Here is a 22,307-nt window from a genome sequence, read left to right on the forward strand (position 1 = left end):
TTCCTCTCAGGTGGTGACGGTGAAGCCGTGCGCCTTGCCGAGGCGGACGAGGGAGTCGTGGCCGGGGATGCCGTCGGCGGCCTTGCCGCTGTAGGAGCCGCCCGCCTTCGAGCGCTGCCACCTCGCGTATGCGGCCACGGTGACCGACCCGAAGTGTCCGTCGCTGTAGGGCTTCGAGAGCAGCCCGGCGTCGACGAGCGCGGCCTCGACGGTGCGCACACCGGAGTATGTGACCGGCGTCCCGCTGCGCGCCGGGTCGCCCTTCGCCGCCTTGACCAGCTTGGACAGCGACACCGACGGCTTCGACGGCGTCGGCAGAGACGGCGCCGGTGCCTTGCTGCCCAGCCGGTCCCCGATCCGCGACCGCATCGACGCCATCGTGAAACCGCGCGGGTCGACCTTCCCGGGCTGCCACTCCAGGTGGCCGATCACGGACCGCTCGCTCCACTTGTGGTGACGGCAGATCGCCGCCGCCACCTTCTCGATGGCCTCCAGCTGCACGGCCGGCCACGGGTCCTCGCCGTCGCCCAAGTTCTCGCACTCGAAGCCGTAGAAGGATCGGTTGCCGTCGGTGTTCGCCTCGTCGTCGCCCGGTAGCGCGGTCTCGCCGATGACGGCCCGCAGCACGTCGTCGTCGCCCAGGCCCGCATGGTTCGCCCGCCCGTAGCCGACCAGGTGAACGCGGCCGTCCTTCGTGATGACGCCGTGGCACAACGGGCCTGGCAGGGAGCTGTGGCCGTCGCGGCAGATCGCGACCGTGCTCGCGCTGCCCTTGGTCACGGTGTGGTGAATCATCACCCCGTGCATCGGGCCCCACGGCCCCTTGCTGTTGCGGTTGTGGTTCTCCCACTCGCCGACCTCGACGACAGTGAGCCCCTCCTCCCGCAGGATTCTGGCGAACGTGGCTGCGCTCGGTGGTGTGGCCATGCGGTCCCCCCTCTACAGGTTGCTGGTGGTCGTGATCTCGGACCGGGACAGTGACGTCGTCACGTTCTCGCCCGCGAGGAGCTGACGGATGCTGTCGAGGACCGACTCCGTGGTGAGGCCCGGCAGCGGACCGCCGGCGCCCTCCTCGATGCGGAGGGTCAGGGTGAATCCCGCCTCGTCGCGGCCTTGGGCGCTGAGCCGGTAGTACGGGTATGGCATGTCGGCCATGGGTGCCTCCTAGGCGAGTCGGCGCAGGTGCAGAGTGGAGCCCTGGCCGAGGCGTGTGGCTGTCGCGTTGCTGGTGACCTGCGCCCATTGGAGGGCGAGCGTCCCGGCGGTGGTGGTGCTGATGACGCCGTCTTCGATCGCGGCGCACTGGTTGGTGGCCGAGTCCCGGGTGCCGTACGTGACGGACGTGGTGAAGGCGTGGACGCCCCATCTGCCCGTGCCGCCCGCGGAGGCTCCGGACAGGGAGACGCCTTGGTCGGGGCCGATCGCGGAGCGCAGCCCGGTCGCGCCTGCGGGCACGTTCCACATCGTTTTGAAGCGGGCGAGGTCGACGGCCGCGAAGTGCAGGTAGAAGGTGGCGTGATAGGTCGCGTTCGCCTCCAGGGAGGCGAACAGGTCGGGGTCGTCCACGAAGGACGTCGTCGCCGACCGGTCGCTGTTGGCGCCCTTCCACATGATCTGCGGCAGCATCGACGTGAGGAGGCCGGACGTGATGCGGCTCCCGGCCGGGATGGGTGGCCATTGGGCCATGGGGCTGCCTCCTACAGGGCGACGATGGCGGGGGTGGCGAGGCGCACGTCCGCCCCGGCGGGCAGGGCTTTGACGACGCGGTTCATGGACCGCGTGACGGTGAAGGTCTGCGGGGTGACGATCTCGAAGTTGTCGAAGGCGATAGCCGGGTTGACGTTGCTGTTACCGGCGAAGCCGGAGGCGGTGACGCCGACCAAGCCGGACGTGATCGGGGAGGTGGTGACGGTCGTCTCGTACGACCATGCCGAGGACTCGGTGGACGTGGTCGGCCACACCCGCATGCGGATGCGCTGCCCGTCGATACGGACCCGCATCTCGAAGCTGTCGCCCGCGGCGTACGTGTACGGAAGGAATGCGTCGCCGAGCTGGGTGACGTCGCGGGTGATCGACACCGACATCACGCCGCCCAGTGAGAAGTGCAGGCGGGCCCGGTAGAAGTTCGCGGCGTCCACGAACCGGACCAGGATGCTCGGGATCATCGCCGCGCCGGTCGATACCTGCGCGGCGGAGATCCGGACGCGGATCTCGCAGTCGTCGAGGGTGAGCCCGGCCAGCGTCTGGAAGCGAGGGTTGGCGATCGTCGCGTTCGGGACGGTGACCATGCCGCGGCTGCCGTCCACGGACCGCTCCGACGCGGCGCCCGTGGTCAGCGTCCATGCCTGCCCTGTATCGGCCGTGCCCCAGCCGCCCGACACGGTGCGGGTGAAGGAGTCCGTAGCAGCCCCCGCGGTCTGCGGGGTGATCCGTACCGCCCACGCGTACCAGACCGCCGAGACGGGCGGGGTGTTGGAGTGCAGTGCCAGCACCGACGCCGTCGAGGCGTTCGCGGGCGCCGTGAACGACTGCTCCAGGTACGTCCAGGCGGCCGCGGGCACGTTGAAGCCGCCCGCCCGCGAGGACGTCGTGATGTACGTGCCCGCTGCGGTGTGCCAGTTGACCGCGGGCTGGAGACCGCTCCAGCCTGCGGGGCTGTAGGCCCACAGTGACACCGTGTACGTGACGCCGGGGATGATGCTGCCGACTGGAGTGAGGGAGGCGACCGGGCCGCCGGTGGCCGAGGTGCCGTTCGGGGTGATCCGTACCGTGCCCTTCGCCGGAAGCGGCAGGGCGGTGACGTAGTCGGTGGACCAGGCGAACGTGCCGTTCTGTACCGACCAGCCCGTGGTGTTGGTGTCGAAGTACGGGTTTGCGTTCAGCCACGGGCCGGGCCCGTCCAGGCGCATCACCTCCCCGGACACGCGCACCGGCACCGGGCAGTCCCGGTGGGCGGCGGTCCACGGGAGGCCGCTGGTGGTGTGCACCAGCGCCGTCGTCTGTGTCGACGTCATCGCGGCGTCCAGGACAGCGCCGTCCGTGTCCGCCCACGAAGCAGTCGTGTCGGCGACGGCCACGGTCCACGGTGAGGCGGGTGAGCCGATGAGCGTTTGCGTCCACTCGGTGGACGCGATCGTTTCCGACAGGCCCTGCACGAGGACGTCGATGCCGTCCGGCGGTAGCCAGGCCGGGGTGTTGGACACCGTGACCCGGTCGCCGATGAGCATCGGCGCCAGCAACGCGCCGAGGTTGTAGTTCCGGGCCAGGTTGAGGGGGATGGCCGGATAGCGGGGCTCATCCACAGTGCCGAGGTGCACGGCCCACGACGCCATATCGGGGAGGACGTCGTCGGTCTGCACGTTGACGGTCGCCGACTGGTCGTAGCGGCCGACGCCGGCGGGGGCGTCCAGGACGGACAGGGTGCCCGTCGACTGGACGTAGCGGGCCGAGCTGCCGTTCACCCGTTGCACGGTCATGTCGTTGACCGTGGTCTGGTCGTCCGACGTGGGCTGAAGCCCCGGCACGAGGTGCTGCCGGTAGTCGAGGGCCGTCCTCGGTGTCTGGTTGTAGAGGGATTGCCGTGTCCGGTAGATCAAGGTGGCGGAGTCGCGGGACTCGTAGATGATGCCGCCATCCGCGTCGACCACCTCGTACAAGAGATCGAGGAGACGGCCGGGCCGCTGCGGTCCCATTGCCGCCGACGCGGAGCCGACGAGGCCGACGTTGATGCCCTCCTCCTGGCACAGCCGCTGAAAGCGGATGTGTGCGGCCTCGCCGACGAAAGCCCGCTCGGCTTGGTTGTAGATCGTCGTCGTCGCGGTGGAGAACACGGCGAGGTGCCCGATGCCCATGCCTGCCACGCCAGCACCGAAAGGCGACGACACCTGGGTTACGGCGCCGCTGGTGCCCGCGATGGTGTTGTCGGTGCCGTACCCGCTGTTGCTGGTGAGGTTGACCCAGCCGACACGGAACCGGGTGTTGGCCCCGATCTCCTGCGCGGTGATCTCGATGCGGACCCAGCTGTCGTACAGCTCGGGTGTCGTTACCCCGACGAGGAGGGTCTCGTTACTGTCGGCGTCGAGCGCGCTGATCCGGATGGCGGTGCTGGTGACCGCGAGGACGATCTGCGCTGCGGCCGTCCCATTGGTGTTGATCACCAGGAGGCGAGTCAAGAGAGCGGGCGCGGCCGCCATGTTCGCGAGAAACGTGCACGTCCACTGACCCGTCGAGGTGCGGGCCGGGACCACCCCGACCATGGAAGCAGTCGACGCGATCGTCGGTAGCGGATCCGACCCGGCCAGCGCATCATCGGCAGCGAACGTGAACCCGCTGACCCGAAGCGGCGACACGTTCTGTACCGGCGAGTACGCGGACGTCGCGCCTGCCGCATCCTCCATCGGCCAGTACGCCACCAGCGACGCAGCCGAGGACACGCGGCGCCGGAGCGTCGACTGGAGCGGGGCCCGCCGCTGATCGATCCGGCGCAGGATGCCCGACGCCTCGATCGTCACCCACACGTCCTTGCCGCCCTCGGTCCACTGCGGGGGCCACGCGCTGATCTCGCCGATGAACCGGCTGTCGCCGTCGACCTGCACCCGGATCGCGGTGTTGCGGCCGATCTTGCCGTACAACGGGGACACGGGATTGTCGGGTGAATACCTCGCGTCTCTGTTCGACAGGGTCAGGCGGCACGACCCGGGCTCCGGCCGCCCCGACTCGGCGCGACGCCCGCGGGTGATCTGGATGCGGTCGCCGTGCCGGACGTGACTGGTGATGTTCTGCCAGTCGCCGTCGTACCAGAGTTCGACCGTGAACGAGAGCGGGGTCTGGGGGAACATCAGGCAGCACCCCACCCAAGCGCCCGCTGCACGTTGCCGCCGGCCACTCGTCGGACCTCACCGCGCAGCGGGTCGACGAGGACGCGCGCCAGCGTCTGGCCGTCGAGCTGAAGGACGACGGTCATCGGGGTGCCGGGCCCGGCCGCCTCGCCCGCCATGCGGCGGGAGGTGTGCGCCGGGTAGACGCGGGAGCCGTACGGGAGGCGGGCCAGTTCGGGACCGTGCTCGCCGACCCAGGTGAGGCCGCCGCGGGCGCCGCCGCTTGCCGCCCCGGTGATGCCGCCCGTCCACTTGCTGCCGACCATGCGCTTCATCGACCGCTCGATGGACGCGGCGAGCTTGTCCATCGACTTCTCGAGCTTGGTCTGTTGCTTCGTCAGCGTGGTCACGAGGGTCTGCGACGCCTTGATCTGCGCCCCGTACACGGCGTCGCCGGTCGTCGCACCGGCTGCCTTCGCGCTGCTCGCTACCTGCGACTGGAGCTTATTGAGACTGGTGATCTCGGACTTCGAGGCGCCCATGAGCGCGCCCGCGGTCTCCAGGCCCCCGCCGTCAATCCCGGCCTCGGCGATCTGCTGGATCAGCGTGCTGCTCAGGCCCTTCTTCTTCAGCCCGGCGAGTGCCTGCGAGAACGCGCTGGCCTTGTCGCGGGACGCGGTGAGCCCGGCCATGATGGTCTTCACGGTGGTCGGCCCATCGCCAGGGCCCTTCGTGATGTTCGCCGAGGACAGGACACTGTTCTTGACCGAGTCGGCGAGCTGAGCCGCCGCCGACTTCAAGTCGCTGAGCTTGCTCTTCGCCTTGTCCAGCGCGTCGTTGACCTTCGTCAGCGCCCGCTCCTGGCTGATCAGCCGCTTCCCGTAGGAGTCCAGCATCCGCAGGAGAGACCGCTCCTGCCCGCCGTGCGTGCTCTTCATGATCGTGCTGCGCCACTGGTTCAGGGCGGACACGAGCGGGCCGATCGACTCCGGGCGGCCGAGCGCCGCCCGGATCTCCGTGTTCTTGTAGCCCGCCTTCTGCCCGAAGTGGCTGATGGTCAGGTCGCTGCGCGCCTCCGACCGCGCCTGCCGCTCCGCTTTCGCCCGCTCGGCCGCAGCCTTCTGCGCCTTCGTCGGGCCGCCCTTCGCGAATCCGGCGAGCTTCAGCCGTCCGGAGTTCAACGCTTCGAGCAGCGGCAGGCCGTACTTCCTGACCGCGGACGACTGGACGACGTACTCCGTGTTCGACACCCGGGCGGCCGCGCCGGAGCCGAACAGGCCGACGATGCTGTCGCTCGTGCCGGACCCGGGCCCCTGCACGTAGCCCCCGGCGGGGAACGCCTGGACGTTGCCGCCGTCGGCGTACCTGGGGAGCGGGCCACCGAACGCGCGCGCCGTCTCGGCGAAGTTCTTCGCGGCCTGCGCCGAGGCGCCTTGCTGGCGCACCGTCCTGAACACGGTGATCTTGGTCGTCGTGAACGTGATGCTCTTGCTCTGGAGCCGATCGCGAGCCGCCTGAAGTGCGCGGATGTTGCCCAGCGCGGCGCCGGTGCTCGCGGTGACCTTGAACCGGCCGTCCTTCAGTCTCGTGACCTTGTAGCCCAGGTCACGCAGCGTCTGCACGGCGTCCGACGTCAACGCCCGGACTGTCACGCTCTTGGCGTTCGGGGCCCGCTTGATCGCGCCGATCACCGAGTTGAGTCCGGCGACCGCGTCCTCGGTCCTCATCTTGATAGAGGTGCTCTTCGAGGCGGGGATCTTCATGATCTGCGCGGCGAGCTGCGCCGCCTCGCTCTTGGACAGGCCCATCGCGCGGGCGCTCGCGATGAACGCCTCCCGGCCCCGCGAGTAGATCCCGTTGACGCGCTCCCACGACGCCCCGGACTCGCGTGCGCTCGTGGCCGCGTCCTTGGTTTTCGCGGCGAGGTCGTTGAGCGCCGTCGCTGCGGCCTGTGCCTTCGGCGAGTTGAGGTCGAGCTGCCCGCCCACCATGTTCAGCGAGTTGGCGTTCTCCTTCGCCGCCTTCGCTGCGGCGTCCACGCTCGCCTCGAACCCGATCATGCCGCCGAGCGCCGACCGGTTCACATCGTTCAGGGCCTCGATGCTCTGCCGCAGACCATCCGCGCTGGCCTTCTGCGCGGCGAGCTTCTCGCCGGTCGCCTGGGCTTGAGCACCGAAGATGCCCATGCTCTGAGCTGCCAACTCCTGTTCAAAAGCCTGGTCAGCCAACGCGGACTTGTAATCGTCGAGCTGGTCCCTCAGCTCGCCCGTCGACAGCCCGCCCTTTTTCATTCCCGACGCGAGACGGTCGAACGCCTTCTGTGCGATGTCGGCGTTGCCGCCCTTCACGAGACTCGCGAGGGACTTGTCGACTGCGTCGAGATCCTTCTTCGCCGCCGACATCTGTGACGTGTCGATGTTCGCGATCCCGAGGATCGTCCCTCGAATCTGCTGGTCGAGGTCCGGGCGGGCCAGCATCCGCAGACTGTCGGCCAGCCCCCCGAGATCTGACCCGAACGCCTTCGCTGCCTCCCCGGTGACCTTGCCCGTACGGCCCAGATTTCCCAGCGACGACGTCAGCTTGTCGACGCTCGGCGCCGCCTGCTGGCCCATCGTCGCCAGCTTCGCTACGACCGCGATGGCAGCGGCGACGCCCGCCACGACGACGGTTGCTTTGGCCGCAGTGCCCAGAGTCAGGAACGCTGCTCGAAGCCCTACGAGCCCGCCGCCCGCCGCGACAGAGGCAGCTCGTAGCGCCGTAAGGCTGGTGGTGATTCCCGCGACGGAGGTGCCGACTGCGGCCATGCCGACACCGGCCAACCGGATCAGCTTGAAGGCGGCGTACACCTGCATGAGGTTCGCCAACAGCCCGGCCGGTACAGCCGACACCAGCTGCGCGAAGGCGTTGACGATCGTGAGCATGCCGGGGCCGACCTGCGACGCGGCGTCAAGGACGTGGAGCAGGGCCTCGCTGAGGTTCTGCATGGTCTCGCGGACGGCGGGCCCGTTCTCCCGCGCGTACTGCATGATCTGCGTGAACGGGCCGGACGCGTTGCCGGACGACAGGACGCGCATGAAGTGCACGACCCCGTCGGTCGCCTTGTCGAGGGTGCGGTCCGTGAAGTCGGAGAAGGTCTGTGCGAGGCGGTCGAAGCCCGGCGACGCGACGGCGCCGCCCGCGAGCGTCGTCAGGCGGGTCAGCTCCCGCGACGCGGAGACCGTGAGGCTCGACATCTTCGGCAGGAGTGCCGTGGTGATCTGGAGCCCCTGCTCGACCGGCTTCATCGTGAAGCCAGCCATGCGGTCCGACCAGGACTTGAACGTGTCGGACAGCACCATGTACGAGGCGGTCGCGTTGCGCGTGGCCTTCGGCATCTCTGCCATCTGCCGGGCGTACTCGGCCTGCTTCTTGACTGCGGCCTCCGAGGTGGCCCCGGACTTTTTGACCTCGTCCTCGTACGCCGAGTGCGCCTTGACCGCCTCGCTCATGGTGCCGATCTGGGGCACCACCGCAGCCGTGAACGCGATCGCGGCCGCGCCCGCCGCGCCGAGCCCCGTCACGATCGGCGCCGCCTGAGCCGCCACCGGAATCAGCGCCGGGGCCAGGCTCATCAACGACGCCTTCAGATCCACGGCCGCGCCCTGGAGCCGGTTGGATGCCGACGACATCGCGCCGGCGTCCGCAGCGAACCGGCCGCGCGCATCACGGAGAGCCCCGTTGATGTCCCGGAAGCCCGGCCCCGTCTGGTTGTTGACGGTGACTGTGATCGTGACGTCATCAGACATGGCTCACCTCCGGGTTCGGGTCGTCAGGGGTGCCGAGTTCGACGATGCGGAGCATCCGCAGGAGTTCGGGGTCCTCGGCGTACAGCTGTGAGGGAAGGCAGTGGAAGCGCTCGCACAGTGCGATGACTGCGCGAGCGTGGGTCAGCTCGCCAGGCTCTCGGAGGGGACGTCCATCGGAATCGACGCCTCCAGCGACGGCACGCCATCGGGCGAGGCGCTGTCCAAAGGGGCAGGCACACCGTTGATAGCGTCCGTCCAAGCACGGATGACCTTGTTGTTCAGGTCAGGTTCGAGGCCGAGGATGGACTCCAGCGTGAGCGGCAGGACCTCGCCGTCCTCGCCCTCGATGTTCCACTCGACGAGGCGGTCCGCGTAGGTGCGCAGCATGCCGTTCACCGCGTCCTCGCTGCCGTCTTCGCGCGCGGTCTCGATGCCGAGCGTCTGCCCAGTGTTCAGGCCGCGCAGCTTGACGACGAGGCCGTCGAGGTCCGGGTCTCCCTCGAACTTCAACTCGTAGATCTTCTTCTTCGGCTTGAAGCCCACGGCCGTTGCCTCTCAGGTCCAGGTCGGAACGGTGCCGTCGGCGAGAACGCCAGGCACCGCCGCGGTGAGTTCGCCGGAGTCCGAACGGCTCAGCGGGTAGTCGGTGTAGAGCACCTCGTTCGCCAGCGTCTGGCCGGACACGGCGAGGGTGGTGGTGCGCGCCACGGACGTGGACGGCACGGTCTTGAACACGTCGTGGATCCGCTGGGACGCGTCGTTGAACACCACGTTCAGCGTGATCGAGAAGTCGGCGAGGAGGAGGATCCGCTCCATCGCGCTCTTGTCGATACCCGTCACGTCCTGCACCGCCCTGGGGGTGGCGAACTGCAAGTTGGTGATGTCGTTGCGGATATCCCGGGGGGTACCCGCTGCGTCATCGACGCTGAGCGTGCTCCAGCCGAGCCCTGATTCCTTGGCCATGGTCAGCCCTCCTTCTTCTGGTCGACGAGGGTCAGCTGGTGCTCGCCGAAGTCCTCAACCCAGTCAGCCGCTCGCTGATGGGTGCGGGTCTTGCCGGTGGGGTTGCCGCGCCAGTCGCCGTCGCGGACGGCGTAGATCTCCGGCCGGGTCTGGTGATCGGCGAAGCAGCGCTGGCCGGGCTCGAACCGGAACACGGTGATGCCCGCCGCCGTGTGCTGCTCGCGGAACGTGCGCCGCGACTGCGTTCGGATGTAGTGCGCCTGCCGGGCGCCGAGTTCGGTCCGCTCGTCAATCGCCGACTCCCAGCCGTGCCGCCATGCAGCACAGCCGACTTGCTCGCAGGCCGCCCGTACACCGGTGTCCTTGGGGCTGGTGATGCTGTAGGTCTGGTACGCCTGCACCGGCATGTTCGGGTCGATCCGGTTAATCGGCATGCTCATCATCAGAAGGTCACCGCCACGTCGTTACGGATCACGGACACGGCAAACGTGGCCGAGGTGAAAGTGCCGGTGGTCACCGCGCGGAGGTACTGCTTGACGGTCAGCCCGCGCGCGGTCTCGATCCGCTGCGCACCGACACCGGTCGCCGCGGTGAACGCACCGCCGACCACGTCCGCCCACGGGTCGCCCACTCCGTTGTCGCTGGACTCCTGGAGCTTCACGGTCACGCTGGTGCCCGTGATGGCGAAGACGTGGAGGTACGCCTGGAGACCGAACAGGGCGGCCCCGTTGAACAGCGGCGGGGAGCCGGGCCCGAAGTCCACCGATGCGCCGTTCGTGCCCGTGGTGTCGGTGCGCTTCCCGGCGGTCAGCGACCGGCCCCACTCCACGCCGAACCCGTTGGCCTGCGCCTCGACGGCAAACGTGAACTCCCCGGAATCACCGCGGTTGCCGTCGTAGTTGACCTGCTTCGCGACAATGTTTGCCGAGGCGCCGCCGAGCACCGTGCCACGGAAGTATGCGGCGATGACATCGCTGGTGGGCAGCGTCTTGAACCGGGCGTGCGCCTTGTCGGGCAGCGTGCCCGGGTTGAAGAACGACGTCATCTGGAGGCGACCGTCGCGCAGGCCGCCGATGCGCTCCGGCGCGCTCTTGTCGATGCCGGTGACCTCCAGTGCGGCAGGGCCACCGCCCACGTTGCCGAGGGCCTGGATGTCGCCGGACAGGTCATAGCCCGCGATGTACAACGCGTCGCCGAGACCGGACTGCTTTCCCATTACGGGGCCTCCTCCCACAAGTCGTTGACGATCAGAGGCACGGAGATCGTGAAGACTCGGAACACCGCCGAGTCCTGTTCGAGGTAGCCCGCCCGCGCGGTCAGGGCGGCGCCGTGCGCGCCGCGGATGTCGACCTGCCGGACCAGGCCGCCGAGGGTGAAGTCGCCGCAGTACGCGCCGATCAGCGCGGAGGTCGCGGCCATGAGGTCGCGGTCGACGGCGTCCTCCGGGTCGGACAGCGGTGAGTACAGGCGCACCATCACAAGGAGGCGGCCGGTCGTCGAAGCGAGGCCGGACGACAGCACCGGGGTAATCGAGTCGATCCACACTGCGGCCGTCAGCCCGCCCGTGGTGGGCGCCGACTTCGGTTCGTGGCCGTTGACCCGCTCGAAGTACCCGCTTGCCGCCGCGTGGGACTCGACGCCGTCGAGGATGCCGAGGACGTCCATCACATCCTCCCCACGTACCGGCGGAGCAGCCGCTCGGCCACGCTCTGCCGTCGGGCTCGGAGTCGCTCGACCGCGCGCCGCCAGTGCTGGTAGCCGCGGAACCTCGTCACCGGGAAGTTCCGCGAGCCGAGCCCGGCGAGCCACGGCCCGTAGACCACGCCCTGGTCCGTGACGATGTGCCCGCGCTCCACCGTGATCCGGGACTCGTAGTAGCCGGTCGGGTGCTTCAAGACCTTGTGCAGCTCCTCGCGGACAAGCTCCACGCCCGTCTCCGCGAGGTCCCGCTCCAGGCGGTCCACGTACTGATTCGCCGCAGCGCGGGCCCGCCCGTCGAAGATCGGGCCACGGCTCGAGACGTCGATGGTCACTGCCATGTCACACCGCCCTCGCTCGGGCCTTGCGGCCATGAGCGGTGTACGCGTCCTCGCGGATCGCGGACAGGCCGCGGCCGGCCGCCTCACGCGTGCCTTCGCCGGAGCCGACGGTGCGCGCGTATCCGGCGGCGCCCTGGAGCAGGTTGGTAATCGCCTGCGCGATGCACAGCTCGTTGACGAGCGCGGGCGGGTCCCAGCGCACGACCGTGCCCCCGGCCGTGTGCGCGGCCGCCGTGGTGCCGAGGACGCCGCGGCTCAGGCGTAGCGACCGCGGCGCGTAGATGGGGGTGGCCGCGTCGTGGGCGGCGATCGGCGAGCCGTCGGCCGCGCGGCGGACGACGAGGATGTTGCCCGCGATCTCGTCGACTCGGCAGCGTTCGCCGTCGAGGAGGATCAGCTCCCCCTCAGCGAACGCGCCCCCGTCGCCAACGGCGAGGGTGGTGGTCTTCATCTGCGCGTCGACCGCCGCGGTGAGGGTCTGCCCGGTGCTGGCCATGGAGCGGGCGGTCACGGTGGCGCGCTCGTCGTCGAGGCGGAGCAGGCTGCCGACGCCGACCTCGGCCGAGGTGGCGGCGTCCACGGTGAGGGTGGTCGCGCCGCTGGTGATGCCGGTGTGGGTACCGAGGAGTGTCTCGTCGTTGCGGTAGCCGAATGTTCCGGTGACGGTGATGTCCCGCTGTGTGGTGGGGCCGCCGCCGAACGAGGCCGACGAGGCGAGGCTCAGCTCCAGGAACGTGAAGGGGGGTTCGTCGCGGCCGTCGCTGCGCCGGAGGAGCACGTCGTCGAGGTTGATGTCCCGGCCGCCGCTGGTCACGTTGTTCAGGGAGACCAGCTCGTTGCCGTCGAGCCAGAGGCGCCAGGACGGGGCGGACTGCCCGGACGGCCAGTCCCACGACCGGGATGCCTGCTCCGGATAGAACGTGCGGTGGCACAGCCCTTCCACCGAGGTGGTCGCAGCACCGATTGCCCGGTCGATCTTCCCGTTGGCGCGCGCCGTCTCCTTCTGGTCCAGCGCGTCCTTCACCTGCTCGCGGGTCGCGTACCAGATCACCGTCACCACCGCCCCGAGGAGACGCCGACCTGGCCGAGCCGCGTCGGGCCCGGCCCCCAGATCGACCCGTCGAACGGGCAGTACAGGTCGCCGCGCGGCCCGGTGCGGAGCGGCTCCCCGCAGTCCTCGCACGCCGTGGGCATCCGCTCGCGGTCCTCGCGGTACAACTGCGCCCCCTCCTGGAGGATGTCGAGCAGCCCGTACCAGGAGCCTTGCGCCGGAGCGGGCTCGCGGTCGGACGTTGCGGTCACGGTGTCGAGGCCGCCGAACTGGCCGGTCGCGCTGCCGGTGACTGCGCGCGTGCCTGTGGCGCTGCCGTGCAGGGCGCCGCCCGTCATGGTCGCGGTGCCGACGACCGTGCGCCGCCCCGTCGCGTTGCCGCTCAGGCCAGCGAGGGCGCCGACGGCTGCACCGAGCACGCGCCGTGCGCCGGACGCCGCCCCGGCGAGACCGCCGAGCGCGCCAGACGCCGCGCCTGTGACCCGACGGGTTCCGGTCGCGATGCCGGACAGTCCGCCGAACGTGCCGCTTGCGGAGCCGACGACGCCGGGGACGATGTCGGCGGCGGTGAAGTTGTCGTAGCGGACGGCGCCGACAGACTCGGAGCGGATGCCCACGGTGAGCCCGGTAGACACGGTGGTGTTGACCACGCTGACGCGGGCGGTCCCGTTGACGAAACCAGTGATGGCGGAGCCGACAGCCTGCACGCGGGCGACATCACCGGGCGCGGCCGCCGCAACGTACGAGCCCAGGCTGGTGAAGCCACCGCCGTCGACTACGAACAACGTCCACTCGGTTCCGTCGTTGCGCCACAGGTAACCCGAGGTGAGGCCGTCCGTCATGTTGCCCCGGCACCACACGCCCTGTGAGGCGGAGGTAGTCGCAACGATGCTGGCCTGCGCGTAGTGGTCGCTGGTGGCCATCGCGACCGCTGCACGGTTGATGATCGTGCCGCTCGCTGCACCCGGGGAGAGCTGCCCGGAGACGATCGACCAGTCGCCCGACACCTCGATCCAGTCGAGGCCGAGGTCGGTGCCGTCGGGCCGGTCGAAGCTGTCGCTGAACGTCGTCATGGTCGATCACCTCCTTCGAGGGCGGGCGGGTGGTTGGTCAGGATGCGGTCGGCACGGTGAGCACGAGGCTCCCGGCCGGGATGGTGAAGCTGTCGCCGGTCGTCATGGCGTTCGCGGTGACGGTGCCGGAGCCGCCGAAGGATCCCCCCGACGCCGCGGACCACTGGGACCAGTGCGTGTAGTCCTCGGTGCCTGCGACGCCCGTCCACGCGGCGTCTGCCGACGTGGCCTTCGATGCGCCGGATGCCGCCGCGAACGCCGGGTTCTTCCGAGTCGTCTCGGTCGCCGGGCTTGCGGTGCCGTTCGGGCCCGGGGCGCCGACGTGCAGCTTGAACCAGGGGTAGGCGGTGACCTGCGCGTCGAGGACGCTGTTCGCCGCCGCGGTGGAGAATCCTTCGGCCATGACCTACTCCGCGCTCTTGCGCCCGCGGCGAGGCCGCTGCTGCTCGGTGGACTGCTCGGCCACGTCCGGCGCGGACTGCTCGGCCGGCGTCTCAGGCTCGGCCGGGGTGTCCTCGCTCGTCTCCGTCTCCTTGGCCTCGTCGGGTTCGGCGAGCGGCGTCACTTCACCGCTGTCCTGGTCGATGTCGGCGCCCTCGATCGACGGGCCGCCGTGGCGGCTGATCTTCCCCATGTCGCTTTCCTCCTCGGTGCCTGTCGGGTACGTGGTCTGGATCCCCAGGGCCTCCGCTGATCCCTGGTCTGCGTGGCGCTCCGACCCGCAGTGGGGGCAGACCGGCGCCCCCACCGAACGGGCCGCGGTGCAGTCCAGGCAGACCCACATCACAGCGACGCCACCATCGCCGCCGGGGCCCGCTCGATAGCCAGGTCGCGGCGGAGGTAGAGGACCGTGCCGAGCTGCGCGTTCGTCCCCACGTCGGCGACGTCGAGCGACACGTGCGTGTAGCCGTCCGACAGCTGCTCGGCCTCCACCTCGATCACGAGGATCTGCTGGTGCTCGGCGCTCGTACCGGCCGCGCCCGGATCGGCGACCGTCGCCGCCGCAGTCTGGGTGACGCGAGTCCACGTCTCCGTGCCGGCCAGCGCGGTGGCGTCCTTCAGGTAGTAGTGGTCGATGACCGGCAGCGTCGCCGTGGTGCCGCCGGTTCCGGCGGTGTGCTGGCGCAGGGTCACGGTCGGGTCGTCGCCCGCCGTGCCCACGCCCTTGACGACGACGATGGTCAGGCCGCCGCAGTCGCGCAGCTTGACCCGCTTGCCGGTGACGGCAGCGGCGGACAGGTCGACGGGTGCGGCGCCGATACAGATGTCGACGAGGCGTCCGAGTGCTTCCATGACGTGTGGTCTCCTTCCTCGCCCGTCAGGCGGCGAGCTTGACGATCGGCGACAGGCTGCTGCCGCCGTTGGCGGGGGTGATCGCGGACTGGAGCCACGGTCGGCCGTCGACACGCTCGATGACGCGGAACGCGACCTCGTCGGTGTCGAACTTGAAGTCCTCGGACTGCTTGGCCTGCATCGCCTGCCGGTCGCCGACGAGGTAGAAGCCCATGTCGACGAGGGCCAGGTCGCCCGCGTTGCCGAGGGCGGGGACCTTCTCGGAGCGGATGACGGGCAGACCCATCAGGGTCAGCGGCGGGGCGTCGATGGCCTGCCCGCCGGTCATCCACATGGCCGGGGAGGCGATGCCGTCGGTGCCGCGGGTGAGGGCCATCTGCGCGAGCTGCGGCCACGTGTCGTGGGAGGCGACCCAGCACGCGCGGGAGATCGACTGGGGCAGCATCCGCGCGTACATGTTGATGACGTCGAGGAGCTGGATCTGGCCGGCGCCGGTGCGGGTGACGGAGATCGCCGCGTTGCCGTTCAGGATGCCCAGCGGCTTGCCGACGCCGTCGCCCGTGAGGAACGCCTGGTCCTCGGCGAAGGCGAGGGCCTCGGGGAACGCCTCGTCCACGAACGCCGTCAGCGAGATCAGGCTGTCGGTGAGCAGCTCGTTCGGGATCTCCGTGTACGCGGTGAGCTTCTTCGCGTCGAGGACGACCCGGCCGAAGCGGGGCTTGGAGCCTTGGAGCTTGCCGCCCTCCTCAGTCCAGTACGTGGTGATGCCGCCGTACACCGAGTTGACGTTGCTCGTGGAGTCGATCGCCGGGAACGGAACCCGGAGCGTCTCCATCGGGATGACGCGGGCGCGCGGCCGCACGATCGCCTGCTCCAGGGCGACCTTCAACATCTCCGAGCGCAGCGTCTCCGGGATGAGGAACCCGCCGTCGGCCGGGATGTCGCTGCTGAAGTTCTTCAGCTGGCCGAGCTTGGCCTGTGTCTCTGCGGTGTCGCGGCTGGAACTGCCGCGCCAGATCGCGTGGAAGAACTCGCCGGAGGAGTCGAACAGGCCGTCCACCGCGGCACCGGCCGCGGCCCGGTTGTACAGACCCTTGGCCTTCTCGGCCTTGGAGGCCATGGCGTACGGGTCCGGGGTGTGGGCCTTCAGGCTCGGACGGCTGATCTTGTCGGCGCCCTGCTCGCGGAGGAAGTTCGCGAACCCGGCCTGCACGGCCTCGTCGACCTGCCGCTGGAGTTCGGTGCCGTCGCCCTGCTGCTTGTTGGCGTACGAGTCGATGAAGTCCGCGAGGGCCTGCGGGGTCTCCATGACCTCCGGGCCACGCTTCGGGTCGGCGAGCATCTCCACCAGTTCGGTGGAGTTGCGCGGGATGGTGGGTGTTGCCACTGCTGCCTCCTTCAGGCTGCGTTCGTCGCCGCGCTGGACGCCGACGTGTTGCGGGTGAGGCGGGCCACGGCTGCGGCCCACGGGTCGTGAGGCTGTGAGAACCGGGCGACGGCCACGGCCCATGTGTCTTCGACCGGCTGCTCCGGCTCGGTGGTCTCGGCGACGGGTTCCGCCGCAGGCTCTTCCTCCGGCTCCGCAGGCTCGTCGGCCGGGGGCGCCACAGCCGCGCGCAGCCGGGCCACCGCACCCTCGTCGAGGAGGTCGGAGATAGAGATCGTGAGAACCGGCTGACGCTCATCGGCGGCGGGCGGCGGTCCCGGCTTCGGCTGCTCCGGCTTCCCGGGCCCGGTGTAGCCGTACGCGGCGAGGTCCCAGGCGCGCGCCATGTCCGGCTCGTCGTCCTCGTCCGGCTGCTCGACGGGCTCGCCCGTGCGCGGCGTGGCGAGGGCCTCGTCCGCCAGCCCGGCCGCGACCGCGTCGTCCGGCAGGTACCACGTCTCCTGCTGCATGGCCTCGCGCCACTGCTCGCGCGTCCCGCCTGCCTTCGAAACGTACGCGTCGGCGATGTTGTCGCTGATGAGACCGAGAAGTTCGGCCATCTCGTCCATGTCGGCGGCGTTGCCGAAGCACACCCCGGCCGCGTCGTGGATCATCAGCATCGAGTTCGGGGCCATCTCGACCCGGTCTCCGGCCATGGCGATGACGGACGCGATCGATGCGGCGATGCTGTCGACCTGGATCACGACGTTCGCCGAGTGGGAGCGCAGCGCGTTGGCGATGGCGATGCCCTCGAACACCGAGCCGCCGGGGCTGTTGATGCGGACGCGCAGGTTCGGGGAGGAGACCCCGCGCAGATCCGCGATGAACTCGTCCGCCGTGGCGCCGAACCAGCCGCCGATCTCGTCGTACAGCATCACCTCGGCTTCATCCGGGTCGGCCGCGTTCGTGATGCGGTACCAGGACTGCGCCTCAACGCCGTGCGCGTTGCGGAGCTTCTCGGCCTGCTCCCGCTGCCGCGCGACGAACCCGGCCGCCGCAGCGGGCAGCACGAGCCCAGGGATTCCCGTCATTCGCCCTCACCCTTCCGGCCGCGCTTGACGACCTTGCAGCGGCACGCGTTGCCGTACTGAACGCCCTCGCAGCGGACGTAACCCTCGCCGCCGGGGTAGTCCTCGTACGCCTGCTGCCGGTTCTTGTAGGTCTTGCCGTTGTTGGCACTGCACGGCCGGCATGTGTTCTCGTCGTCCTCGCACACGGCCACCCACCGCTGCGCCGCCTCAATGTCGTCCGAGGCCCACCCGGGTGGAGACCAGCGATTCGACGGCTGCGCGCCCTGCTCCGTGCCGAACCCCTCCGGCAGGTCGAAGCCCAACAACGGCAAAATGACGGGGGCGGTCGAGGGCGCACCGCGGACGATGTCCACGAGCAGCTGCTCCTGCGGTGTGCGGGCGCCCATGTCCGGCAGGTCCGTGACCTTGAGGACGTCGATTGCCGCGTACCCGGCGCCCTGGAGAGTGGCCGCAGCGAGCGCTCGCTTCTGCAAGACGCTGGCGTCAGCTTCCTTGTCCTCAGGGACCGGGCTGACGAAGTCGAATTCGAGCCCCTTCCCGGTCGCGCCGTACAGCGGGAGGAGTCGCGTGTTGAGCATGTCGCGGACGCGCTCCAGGCGCGGCTGGATCAGCCAGCGCGCGAACACGAACCCGGCCGCTTCGGCGTTCGCGCGGTTGACGTCGTCGGTGGAGCCGAGCATGGGCTTCGGGAAGCCGAGCGCTTCGCGGATGATCTCTCGGTTGACGCCTCGCAGTTCGGTGAACTGCATGTCGCGCATGCTGTATTTGCGGTCGATCCACTTCAGCCCGTTCTCGAGCACGCCGACTCTGTGGGCATTGGAGACGCCGCGGTGCTGCTCGCTCCAGCGGGTGCGGAACTCCTCGAACTCGTCGTCGCTCAGGCGGCGGTCGACCTCGACGATGCCGCCCGGCTCGGCGCTGTTGCGGAAGAAGTTCGCATTCCACTCCGCGCTCGCCCTGGTCGCGTCGATGTCCATGAGGATCGTCTGCACGGCCCCCATCCCGCGGTACGGGTCGAGCGGGTTCGGGCGCCGCAGGAAGATGACCTCGTCCACGCCGAGCGGGATCCGTTCGCCGGACGGGCCGGTGTACACGTAGCCGACGAGGAACTCATCCTGGTCCGGCACCGGCTCCATACGGTCCGGGCGCACTGGCCACAGCTCCAGGGGGAGCGTGCTGTTCTCGTGGCTGGCGATCACCCACCACTGCTCGCCGGTCAGTTCTTCGTGCTGCTGTGCGCTCTCGCGGAACGCGGGCCCGGTCATGTGTCGGTTGGGTGAGTTCCACAGGTCGAGGGCCGCGTGCCGGGTGACCTCGACCCGGTCCTCGTCACGGCCGGAGGTGGCGCTCCGGTAGAGCTTCCACTCGACGCCGGCGTACGTGGTGGTGATCCGGTCGACGATGGCGAAGAGGGTGCTGCTGCCGCCCATGGCGCGCATCTGCGCGACCTGTCCGGCGGGGCGGGCGTAGCCGAAGCCGAGCCCGGCGCGTGCGGTGTTGGGGGCGAAGGGGACGGGCGTCTTGTTGGCGATGCCTGCTGCGGCTGAGGCGAGGGAGCCGAGGAGCGTTCTGCCCACCGGTCACCTCCCTCGCGTCAGTCGCCGCCGTCAACCCACCACTGCATGACGAACAGGGAAGCTCCAGCGGTGATCAGACCGATCCCGACGCCAAAGATATTCCATGTTCCCGCTGTGATGAGTGTAAATCCTCCTGTCAACATGGACTGAGACCGCAAATTCTTCAGATTCGAGGGGTCGAAACGCCTCATCCCACCCACCTCATCCGGGGCCGCCCACCGAGATCCCGCTCGGCGACCATGTAGCGGAGCGCATCGGCCCCGTGATCGTTCTCCTTCAGCGGCGCCTCCGGGGCCGTGCCGCCGGGCTTCACCGCCCACACGTAGCCGCTCAGCTCCTCCTCCGTGGATGCCGGCTTCTTCGCCTCGTCCATCACCGGGTCTCGCTCGACGAGCGCGCCGCGCACGATGTAGAGCCGAGGGCGGCCGTCGCCTGCCACCTTGAGCCGGGACTTCACAGCCTGAATGCCCGTCGACACGGCCTTCTCCGCGGGCTGCGTGCCCATCTGGAGGTACTTCTCCAGCGTGGCCCGGTCCTCGGCGTCGTGGTCGCAGATGACCGCGCGGGGCTGCGGCTCTCGCCACTGGCCGGATGGGTACACCATCAACTCGCGAGCCTGCTTGGCCATCTCCTCGACGAGGCGCCGCGAGTGGTACAGCTCGCGATACAGGTAGAGGCGGCCGTCGCCGTCTTCGGCCCACCACTGCATGACCATCGGGTTCGTGAACCCGAAGTCCACGGCGATCCACCGCGACCACTCGCGGGGGATCTTGAACGAGTCGACGAGGTGGAGCGCGTCGTCGAACTCTTCGTAGATCAAGCCCTCGGCTGCCGCCCACACCCCACCCTTCAGGCGCAGCGCCCGCACTCCCGTGAGGTTGTCGAGCTTGGCAAAGTAGTCGCGGCCCTGCGGGGTCGGCGTCCCGTCGGCGTTCATGTATGCGGGGTTGTCGACGTGTCGAGAGACGAGCATCCGGGCGTGGCCTTTGTCGCAGCGCTGCTTGAGCCAGTGCGTGGGCTGCGCCGGGTTGCACGCCGCGATCTGCTGCTGCCACGCCAGCTTTCCGTTGCGGAGGCGGGTGGCGATGTACTCCCAGTCGGTCTCGGTGAGTTCGGTCGCTTCGTCCGCGAACACGAGGTCGTACTCCGCGCTCATGATCTTCTCGGACTTGTCCATGCCGCCGACCACGATGCGGCTGCCGTTCGAGTAGCGGTAGCACGGGGCCTCACGCGGCGAGCCGCCGAACCAGACCACGATGCGGCGGGCGAGCGCGTCCGTCGCGACCTTCTCCTCGTACGTCACCAGCGTCGTCGAGGTGAGCGACACGGCGGTCTTACGGACGATCAGGCAGCGGATGCCCGGGTTGTGCAGCGCGGCGAGGTGCACGCGGAACAGGGCGGCGAGGCTCTTGCCGGTACCGGCCGGGCCCGCGATGACGACCTCGGACTCTCGGTTCTTGAACAACTCGCGGGCGGCGCCGCGGGGTTCATAGCGGACAACCGCATCACGATCGAGCGCGGTCGTCACGTGAGGTCCGCGGGGTCGACGCCGACGACCTCGTACCGTACGGCGCCGCTGACGGAAACCTTCTCGGCCGCGTCCAGACCGTGCAGCTTGCGGTACGACTCCCGTACCCGGAGCGCCGTCTGGATCGCTTGCAGCTTCGGCCCGTTGTCCTTCAGCGGCTTCTCCTCGCCGCTCTCCGGGTCGAGCATCGTCACGACCTTGCCGTGGCTGACGACGATGTGGTTCGCCTCGATGACCTCCAGGGCCATCACGTACAGGTCATCGAGCTGCCCGGACTCGGCGGCGATCAGCCGTGTGACGGCCGGCCGGGCGACGTCGGCCTTGGCGTTCTGCACGGCGCGGTAGGCGTCGCCCTTGTTGAGGCCGAGCTGCTCGCCGATCTGCGTGTACGACAGTCCTTCGGCGCGGAGCTCGGCGGCGCGGGCGTCGCGGTGCACGGTGTCCATGCTGCGCTCGAACTTGCCGCGGCCGTCGCGTTGGCGGTCGTTGGGGTGCTTCGGCGCCGGGCCCTCGTCGGGGTCGGCCGGGGCCGGGGGCTCGGCGTTATCCATGTGCGTGATGATACGGGCACTGTCCATCACGCAACATGATGAAAGACTGACGGGGTGCGGTGCGCGAAGAGGCCCACTCCCGGGCGGCGGGGGTGGGCCTCTGGTGTGCGCGAGTCAGATGCTGCCCTCGGTGGGGATGTGCTCGGGGCAGTAGTCCCGGCCTTCGATGTCCCCCCAGCCTTCGGCGGTGAGGGAGTGCCGGTGGTCGGCGGCCTCCTGTTCCCGGGGCGTGGGCTGGAGGGCGGCGCGCAGCGAGTATTCGTCGCAGTCGTCGTGTGCGCAGCGGATCGTGTGGGCCACGGTGGGCTCCTTCGGTTCAGGCGGCGAGTAGGAGGCGGGCGGCGAGCTGGTGGTAGCAGCGTGCGCCCTTCAGCCCGGCCGGGCAGGTGCAGGCGGTGGGGGTGGAGCGGTAGGTCTCGGTGCCGTCGGTGGAGACGGCGAGGAAGACCACCGAGCGGAGGGGGATGATCGCGGCGTCGGCGATGAGTTCGCGGGCGGAGGCGATCTGGTGGGCCTTGTAGTCGCTGGTGTCGACGGCGGCGTTGCGGATCTTGCGGGCGCAGCGGGGGCCGTACCCGAGGGCGATGGACTTGGCGGAGGTGAGGATGCGGTGGCAGTGGAGGCAGCGGGCCTGCTCGGTGGTGGTGGTGTTCTGCATTGCTGCCCCCTCGCTCGTTTCCTTGTAGCCACACAGTATCGCTAACCGTGTAGCCACACAAGCTGTTCGGGCGAGAAACTCTGTGGCAACATGGATCGCATGCCAGACGCCACCGACCACACCTTCGTAACCCGCTTCCGCATCCCCCGCCGCATGTGGGACGCCTACGGAACCGCCGCTGAACGCAAGGGCGTTGACCGCAGCGCCGACCTCGTCGCCCACGTCCGTGACTTCATCCGCGAGCACGGCAACAAGCAGGAACTCGCCGAGCTGGATGCGGCAGAGCAGGAACTCGCCGAGCGCCGCGCGCGCAAGGGCGGCCGGCCGAAGAAGGAGCAACCCGCGTGAGCGATGTCGAGTGCCCGCACTGCCACGCCACGTTCGACAACCTCGACGTCCGCATCGTCGCGCCGGGCCCGAACGGCAAGCCGGTAGCGATCAAGCACACGAAGGGCTGTGTCGACTACTGGCCGCGCGAGGAAGAAGGTGACGGCACCCCGGCATGACGACGGCCC

25 protein-coding genes are annotated in these 22,307 nt (G+C 69.6%); 2 read left to right on the plus strand and 23 right to left on the minus strand.

What is annotated here, in order from left to right; translation table 11 throughout:
- Positions 1–6: 6 nt before the first annotated feature.
- From ACH4RC_RS06895 to ACH4RC_RS07005, 23 genes are all read right to left on the minus strand, one after another.
- Complete coding sequence (locus ACH4RC_RS06895; protein WP_398196230.1) at positions 7–927, minus strand: N-acetylmuramoyl-L-alanine amidase; 921 nt, start codon at positions 925–927, stop codon at positions 7–9.
- Between the two features lie 12 nt (positions 928–939).
- Complete coding sequence (locus tag ACH4RC_RS06900) at positions 940–1,155, minus strand: hypothetical protein (protein ID WP_398196233.1); 216 nt, start codon at positions 1,153–1,155, stop codon at positions 940–942.
- A gap of 9 nt (positions 1,156–1,164) precedes the next feature.
- Entirely contained in the window at positions 1,165–1,686 is a 522-nt protein-coding gene (locus ACH4RC_RS06905; protein WP_398196236.1) for a hypothetical protein, read from the minus strand.
- Between the two features lie 11 nt (positions 1,687–1,697).
- Positions 1,698–4,838: a carbohydrate binding domain-containing protein gene (locus ACH4RC_RS06910; RefSeq protein ID WP_398196239.1), complete on the minus strand. Its 3,141-nt coding sequence runs from the start codon at positions 4,836–4,838 to the stop codon at positions 1,698–1,700.
- Complete coding sequence (locus tag ACH4RC_RS06915; protein WP_398196241.1) at positions 4,838–8,602, minus strand: phage tail protein; 3,765 nt, start codon at positions 8,600–8,602, stop codon at positions 4,838–4,840. The genes ACH4RC_RS06910 and ACH4RC_RS06915 overlap by 1 nt, the downstream gene beginning before the upstream one ends.
- 141 nt (positions 8,603–8,743) lie before the next feature.
- Positions 8,744–9,145 carry a hypothetical protein gene (locus tag ACH4RC_RS06920; protein WP_398196244.1) on the minus strand — a complete coding sequence of 134 codons (402 nt, stop codon included), beginning with the start codon at positions 9,143–9,145 and terminating at the stop codon, positions 8,744–8,746.
- A 12-nt stretch (positions 9,146–9,157) separates the two neighbouring features.
- Entirely contained in the window at positions 9,158–9,565 is a 408-nt protein-coding gene (locus ACH4RC_RS06925) for a hypothetical protein (RefSeq protein WP_398196247.1), read from the minus strand.
- A 2-nt stretch (positions 9,566–9,567) separates the two neighbouring features.
- Positions 9,568–9,999, minus strand: a complete 432-nt coding sequence (locus ACH4RC_RS06930; RefSeq protein WP_398196249.1) for a hypothetical protein — start codon at positions 9,997–9,999, stop codon at positions 9,568–9,570.
- An 8-nt stretch (positions 10,000–10,007) separates the two neighbouring features.
- Positions 10,008–10,781 carry a hypothetical protein gene (locus tag ACH4RC_RS06935; RefSeq protein ID WP_398196252.1) on the minus strand — a complete coding sequence of 258 codons (774 nt, stop codon included), beginning with the start codon at positions 10,779–10,781 and terminating at the stop codon, positions 10,008–10,010.
- Positions 10,781–11,230: a hypothetical protein gene (locus tag ACH4RC_RS06940; RefSeq protein WP_398196254.1), complete on the minus strand. Its 450-nt coding sequence runs from the start codon at positions 11,228–11,230 to the stop codon at positions 10,781–10,783. Before ACH4RC_RS06940 ends, ACH4RC_RS06935 begins: the two co-directional genes overlap by 1 nt.
- Positions 11,230–11,604 (minus strand): hypothetical protein, encoded by a 375-nt coding sequence (locus ACH4RC_RS06945; RefSeq protein ID WP_398196256.1) that lies wholly within the window; start codon positions 11,602–11,604, stop codon positions 11,230–11,232. The genes ACH4RC_RS06940 and ACH4RC_RS06945 overlap by 1 nt, the downstream gene beginning before the upstream one ends.
- A gap of 1 nt (position 11,605) precedes the next feature.
- Entirely contained in the window at positions 11,606–12,664 is a 1,059-nt protein-coding gene (locus ACH4RC_RS06950; protein WP_398196258.1) for a hypothetical protein, read from the minus strand.
- Positions 12,658–13,728, minus strand: coding sequence for a hypothetical protein (locus tag ACH4RC_RS06955; RefSeq protein WP_398196261.1), 1,071 nt, complete (start codon positions 13,726–13,728; stop codon positions 12,658–12,660). The genes ACH4RC_RS06950 and ACH4RC_RS06955 overlap by 7 nt, the downstream gene beginning before the upstream one ends.
- A gap of 37 nt (positions 13,729–13,765) precedes the next feature.
- Positions 13,766–14,131, minus strand: coding sequence for a hypothetical protein (locus ACH4RC_RS06960; RefSeq protein ID WP_398196264.1), 366 nt, complete (start codon positions 14,129–14,131; stop codon positions 13,766–13,768).
- 3 nt (positions 14,132–14,134) lie between these two features.
- The gene (locus ACH4RC_RS06965) at positions 14,135–14,362 is read right to left on the minus strand and encodes a hypothetical protein (RefSeq protein WP_398196267.1); all 228 of its coding nucleotides are present in this window, start codon (positions 14,360–14,362) and stop codon (positions 14,135–14,137) included.
- 149 nt (positions 14,363–14,511) lie between these two features.
- Positions 14,512–15,021 (minus strand): hypothetical protein, encoded by a 510-nt coding sequence (locus ACH4RC_RS06970; RefSeq protein WP_398196269.1) that lies wholly within the window; start codon positions 15,019–15,021, stop codon positions 14,512–14,514.
- Positions 15,022–15,046: 25 nt separating this feature from the next.
- Entirely contained in the window at positions 15,047–16,408 is a 1,362-nt protein-coding gene (locus ACH4RC_RS06975) for a phage major capsid protein (RefSeq protein ID WP_398196272.1), read from the minus strand.
- An 11-nt stretch (positions 16,409–16,419) separates the two neighbouring features.
- Complete coding sequence (locus ACH4RC_RS06980; protein ID WP_398196274.1) at positions 16,420–17,478, minus strand: head maturation protease, ClpP-related; 1,059 nt, start codon at positions 17,476–17,478, stop codon at positions 16,420–16,422.
- Positions 17,475–19,055, minus strand: a complete 1,581-nt coding sequence (locus ACH4RC_RS06985; RefSeq protein WP_398196277.1) for a phage portal protein — start codon at positions 19,053–19,055, stop codon at positions 17,475–17,477. The genes ACH4RC_RS06980 and ACH4RC_RS06985 overlap by 4 nt, the downstream gene beginning before the upstream one ends.
- A 187-nt stretch (positions 19,056–19,242) precedes the next feature.
- The gene (locus ACH4RC_RS06990; protein WP_398196280.1) at positions 19,243–20,583 is read right to left on the minus strand and encodes a phage terminase large subunit; all 1,341 of its coding nucleotides are present in this window, start codon (positions 20,581–20,583) and stop codon (positions 19,243–19,245) included.
- Positions 20,580–21,134 carry a hypothetical protein gene (locus ACH4RC_RS06995; protein WP_398196283.1) on the minus strand — a complete coding sequence of 185 codons (555 nt, stop codon included), beginning with the start codon at positions 21,132–21,134 and terminating at the stop codon, positions 20,580–20,582. The genes ACH4RC_RS06990 and ACH4RC_RS06995 overlap by 4 nt, the downstream gene beginning before the upstream one ends.
- Before the next feature lie 114 nt (positions 21,135–21,248).
- Entirely contained in the window at positions 21,249–21,434 is a 186-nt protein-coding gene (locus ACH4RC_RS07000) for a hypothetical protein (RefSeq protein ID WP_398196286.1), read from the minus strand.
- Between the two features lie 16 nt (positions 21,435–21,450).
- Positions 21,451–21,792 carry a DUF6011 domain-containing protein gene (locus tag ACH4RC_RS07005; protein ID WP_398196289.1) on the minus strand — a complete coding sequence of 114 codons (342 nt, stop codon included), beginning with the start codon at positions 21,790–21,792 and terminating at the stop codon, positions 21,451–21,453.
- A 99-nt stretch (positions 21,793–21,891) separates the two neighbouring features.
- On the opposite strand from ACH4RC_RS07005, the gene ACH4RC_RS07010 reads away from it, so the two are divergent.
- A complete protein-coding gene (locus ACH4RC_RS07010) occupies positions 21,892–22,140 on the plus strand; it encodes a hypothetical protein (protein ID WP_398196292.1) in 249 nt (82 codons plus the stop codon).
- A complete protein-coding gene (locus ACH4RC_RS07015) occupies positions 22,137–22,298 on the plus strand; it encodes a hypothetical protein (RefSeq protein ID WP_398196295.1) in 162 nt (53 codons plus the stop codon). Before ACH4RC_RS07010 ends, ACH4RC_RS07015 begins: the two co-directional genes overlap by 4 nt.
- Positions 22,299–22,307 lie beyond the last annotated feature (9 nt).

Source organism: Streptomyces sp. NPDC016845 (assembly GCF_044332585.1).
Taxonomy (GTDB): domain Bacteria; phylum Actinomycetota; class Actinomycetes; order Streptomycetales; family Streptomycetaceae; genus Streptomyces.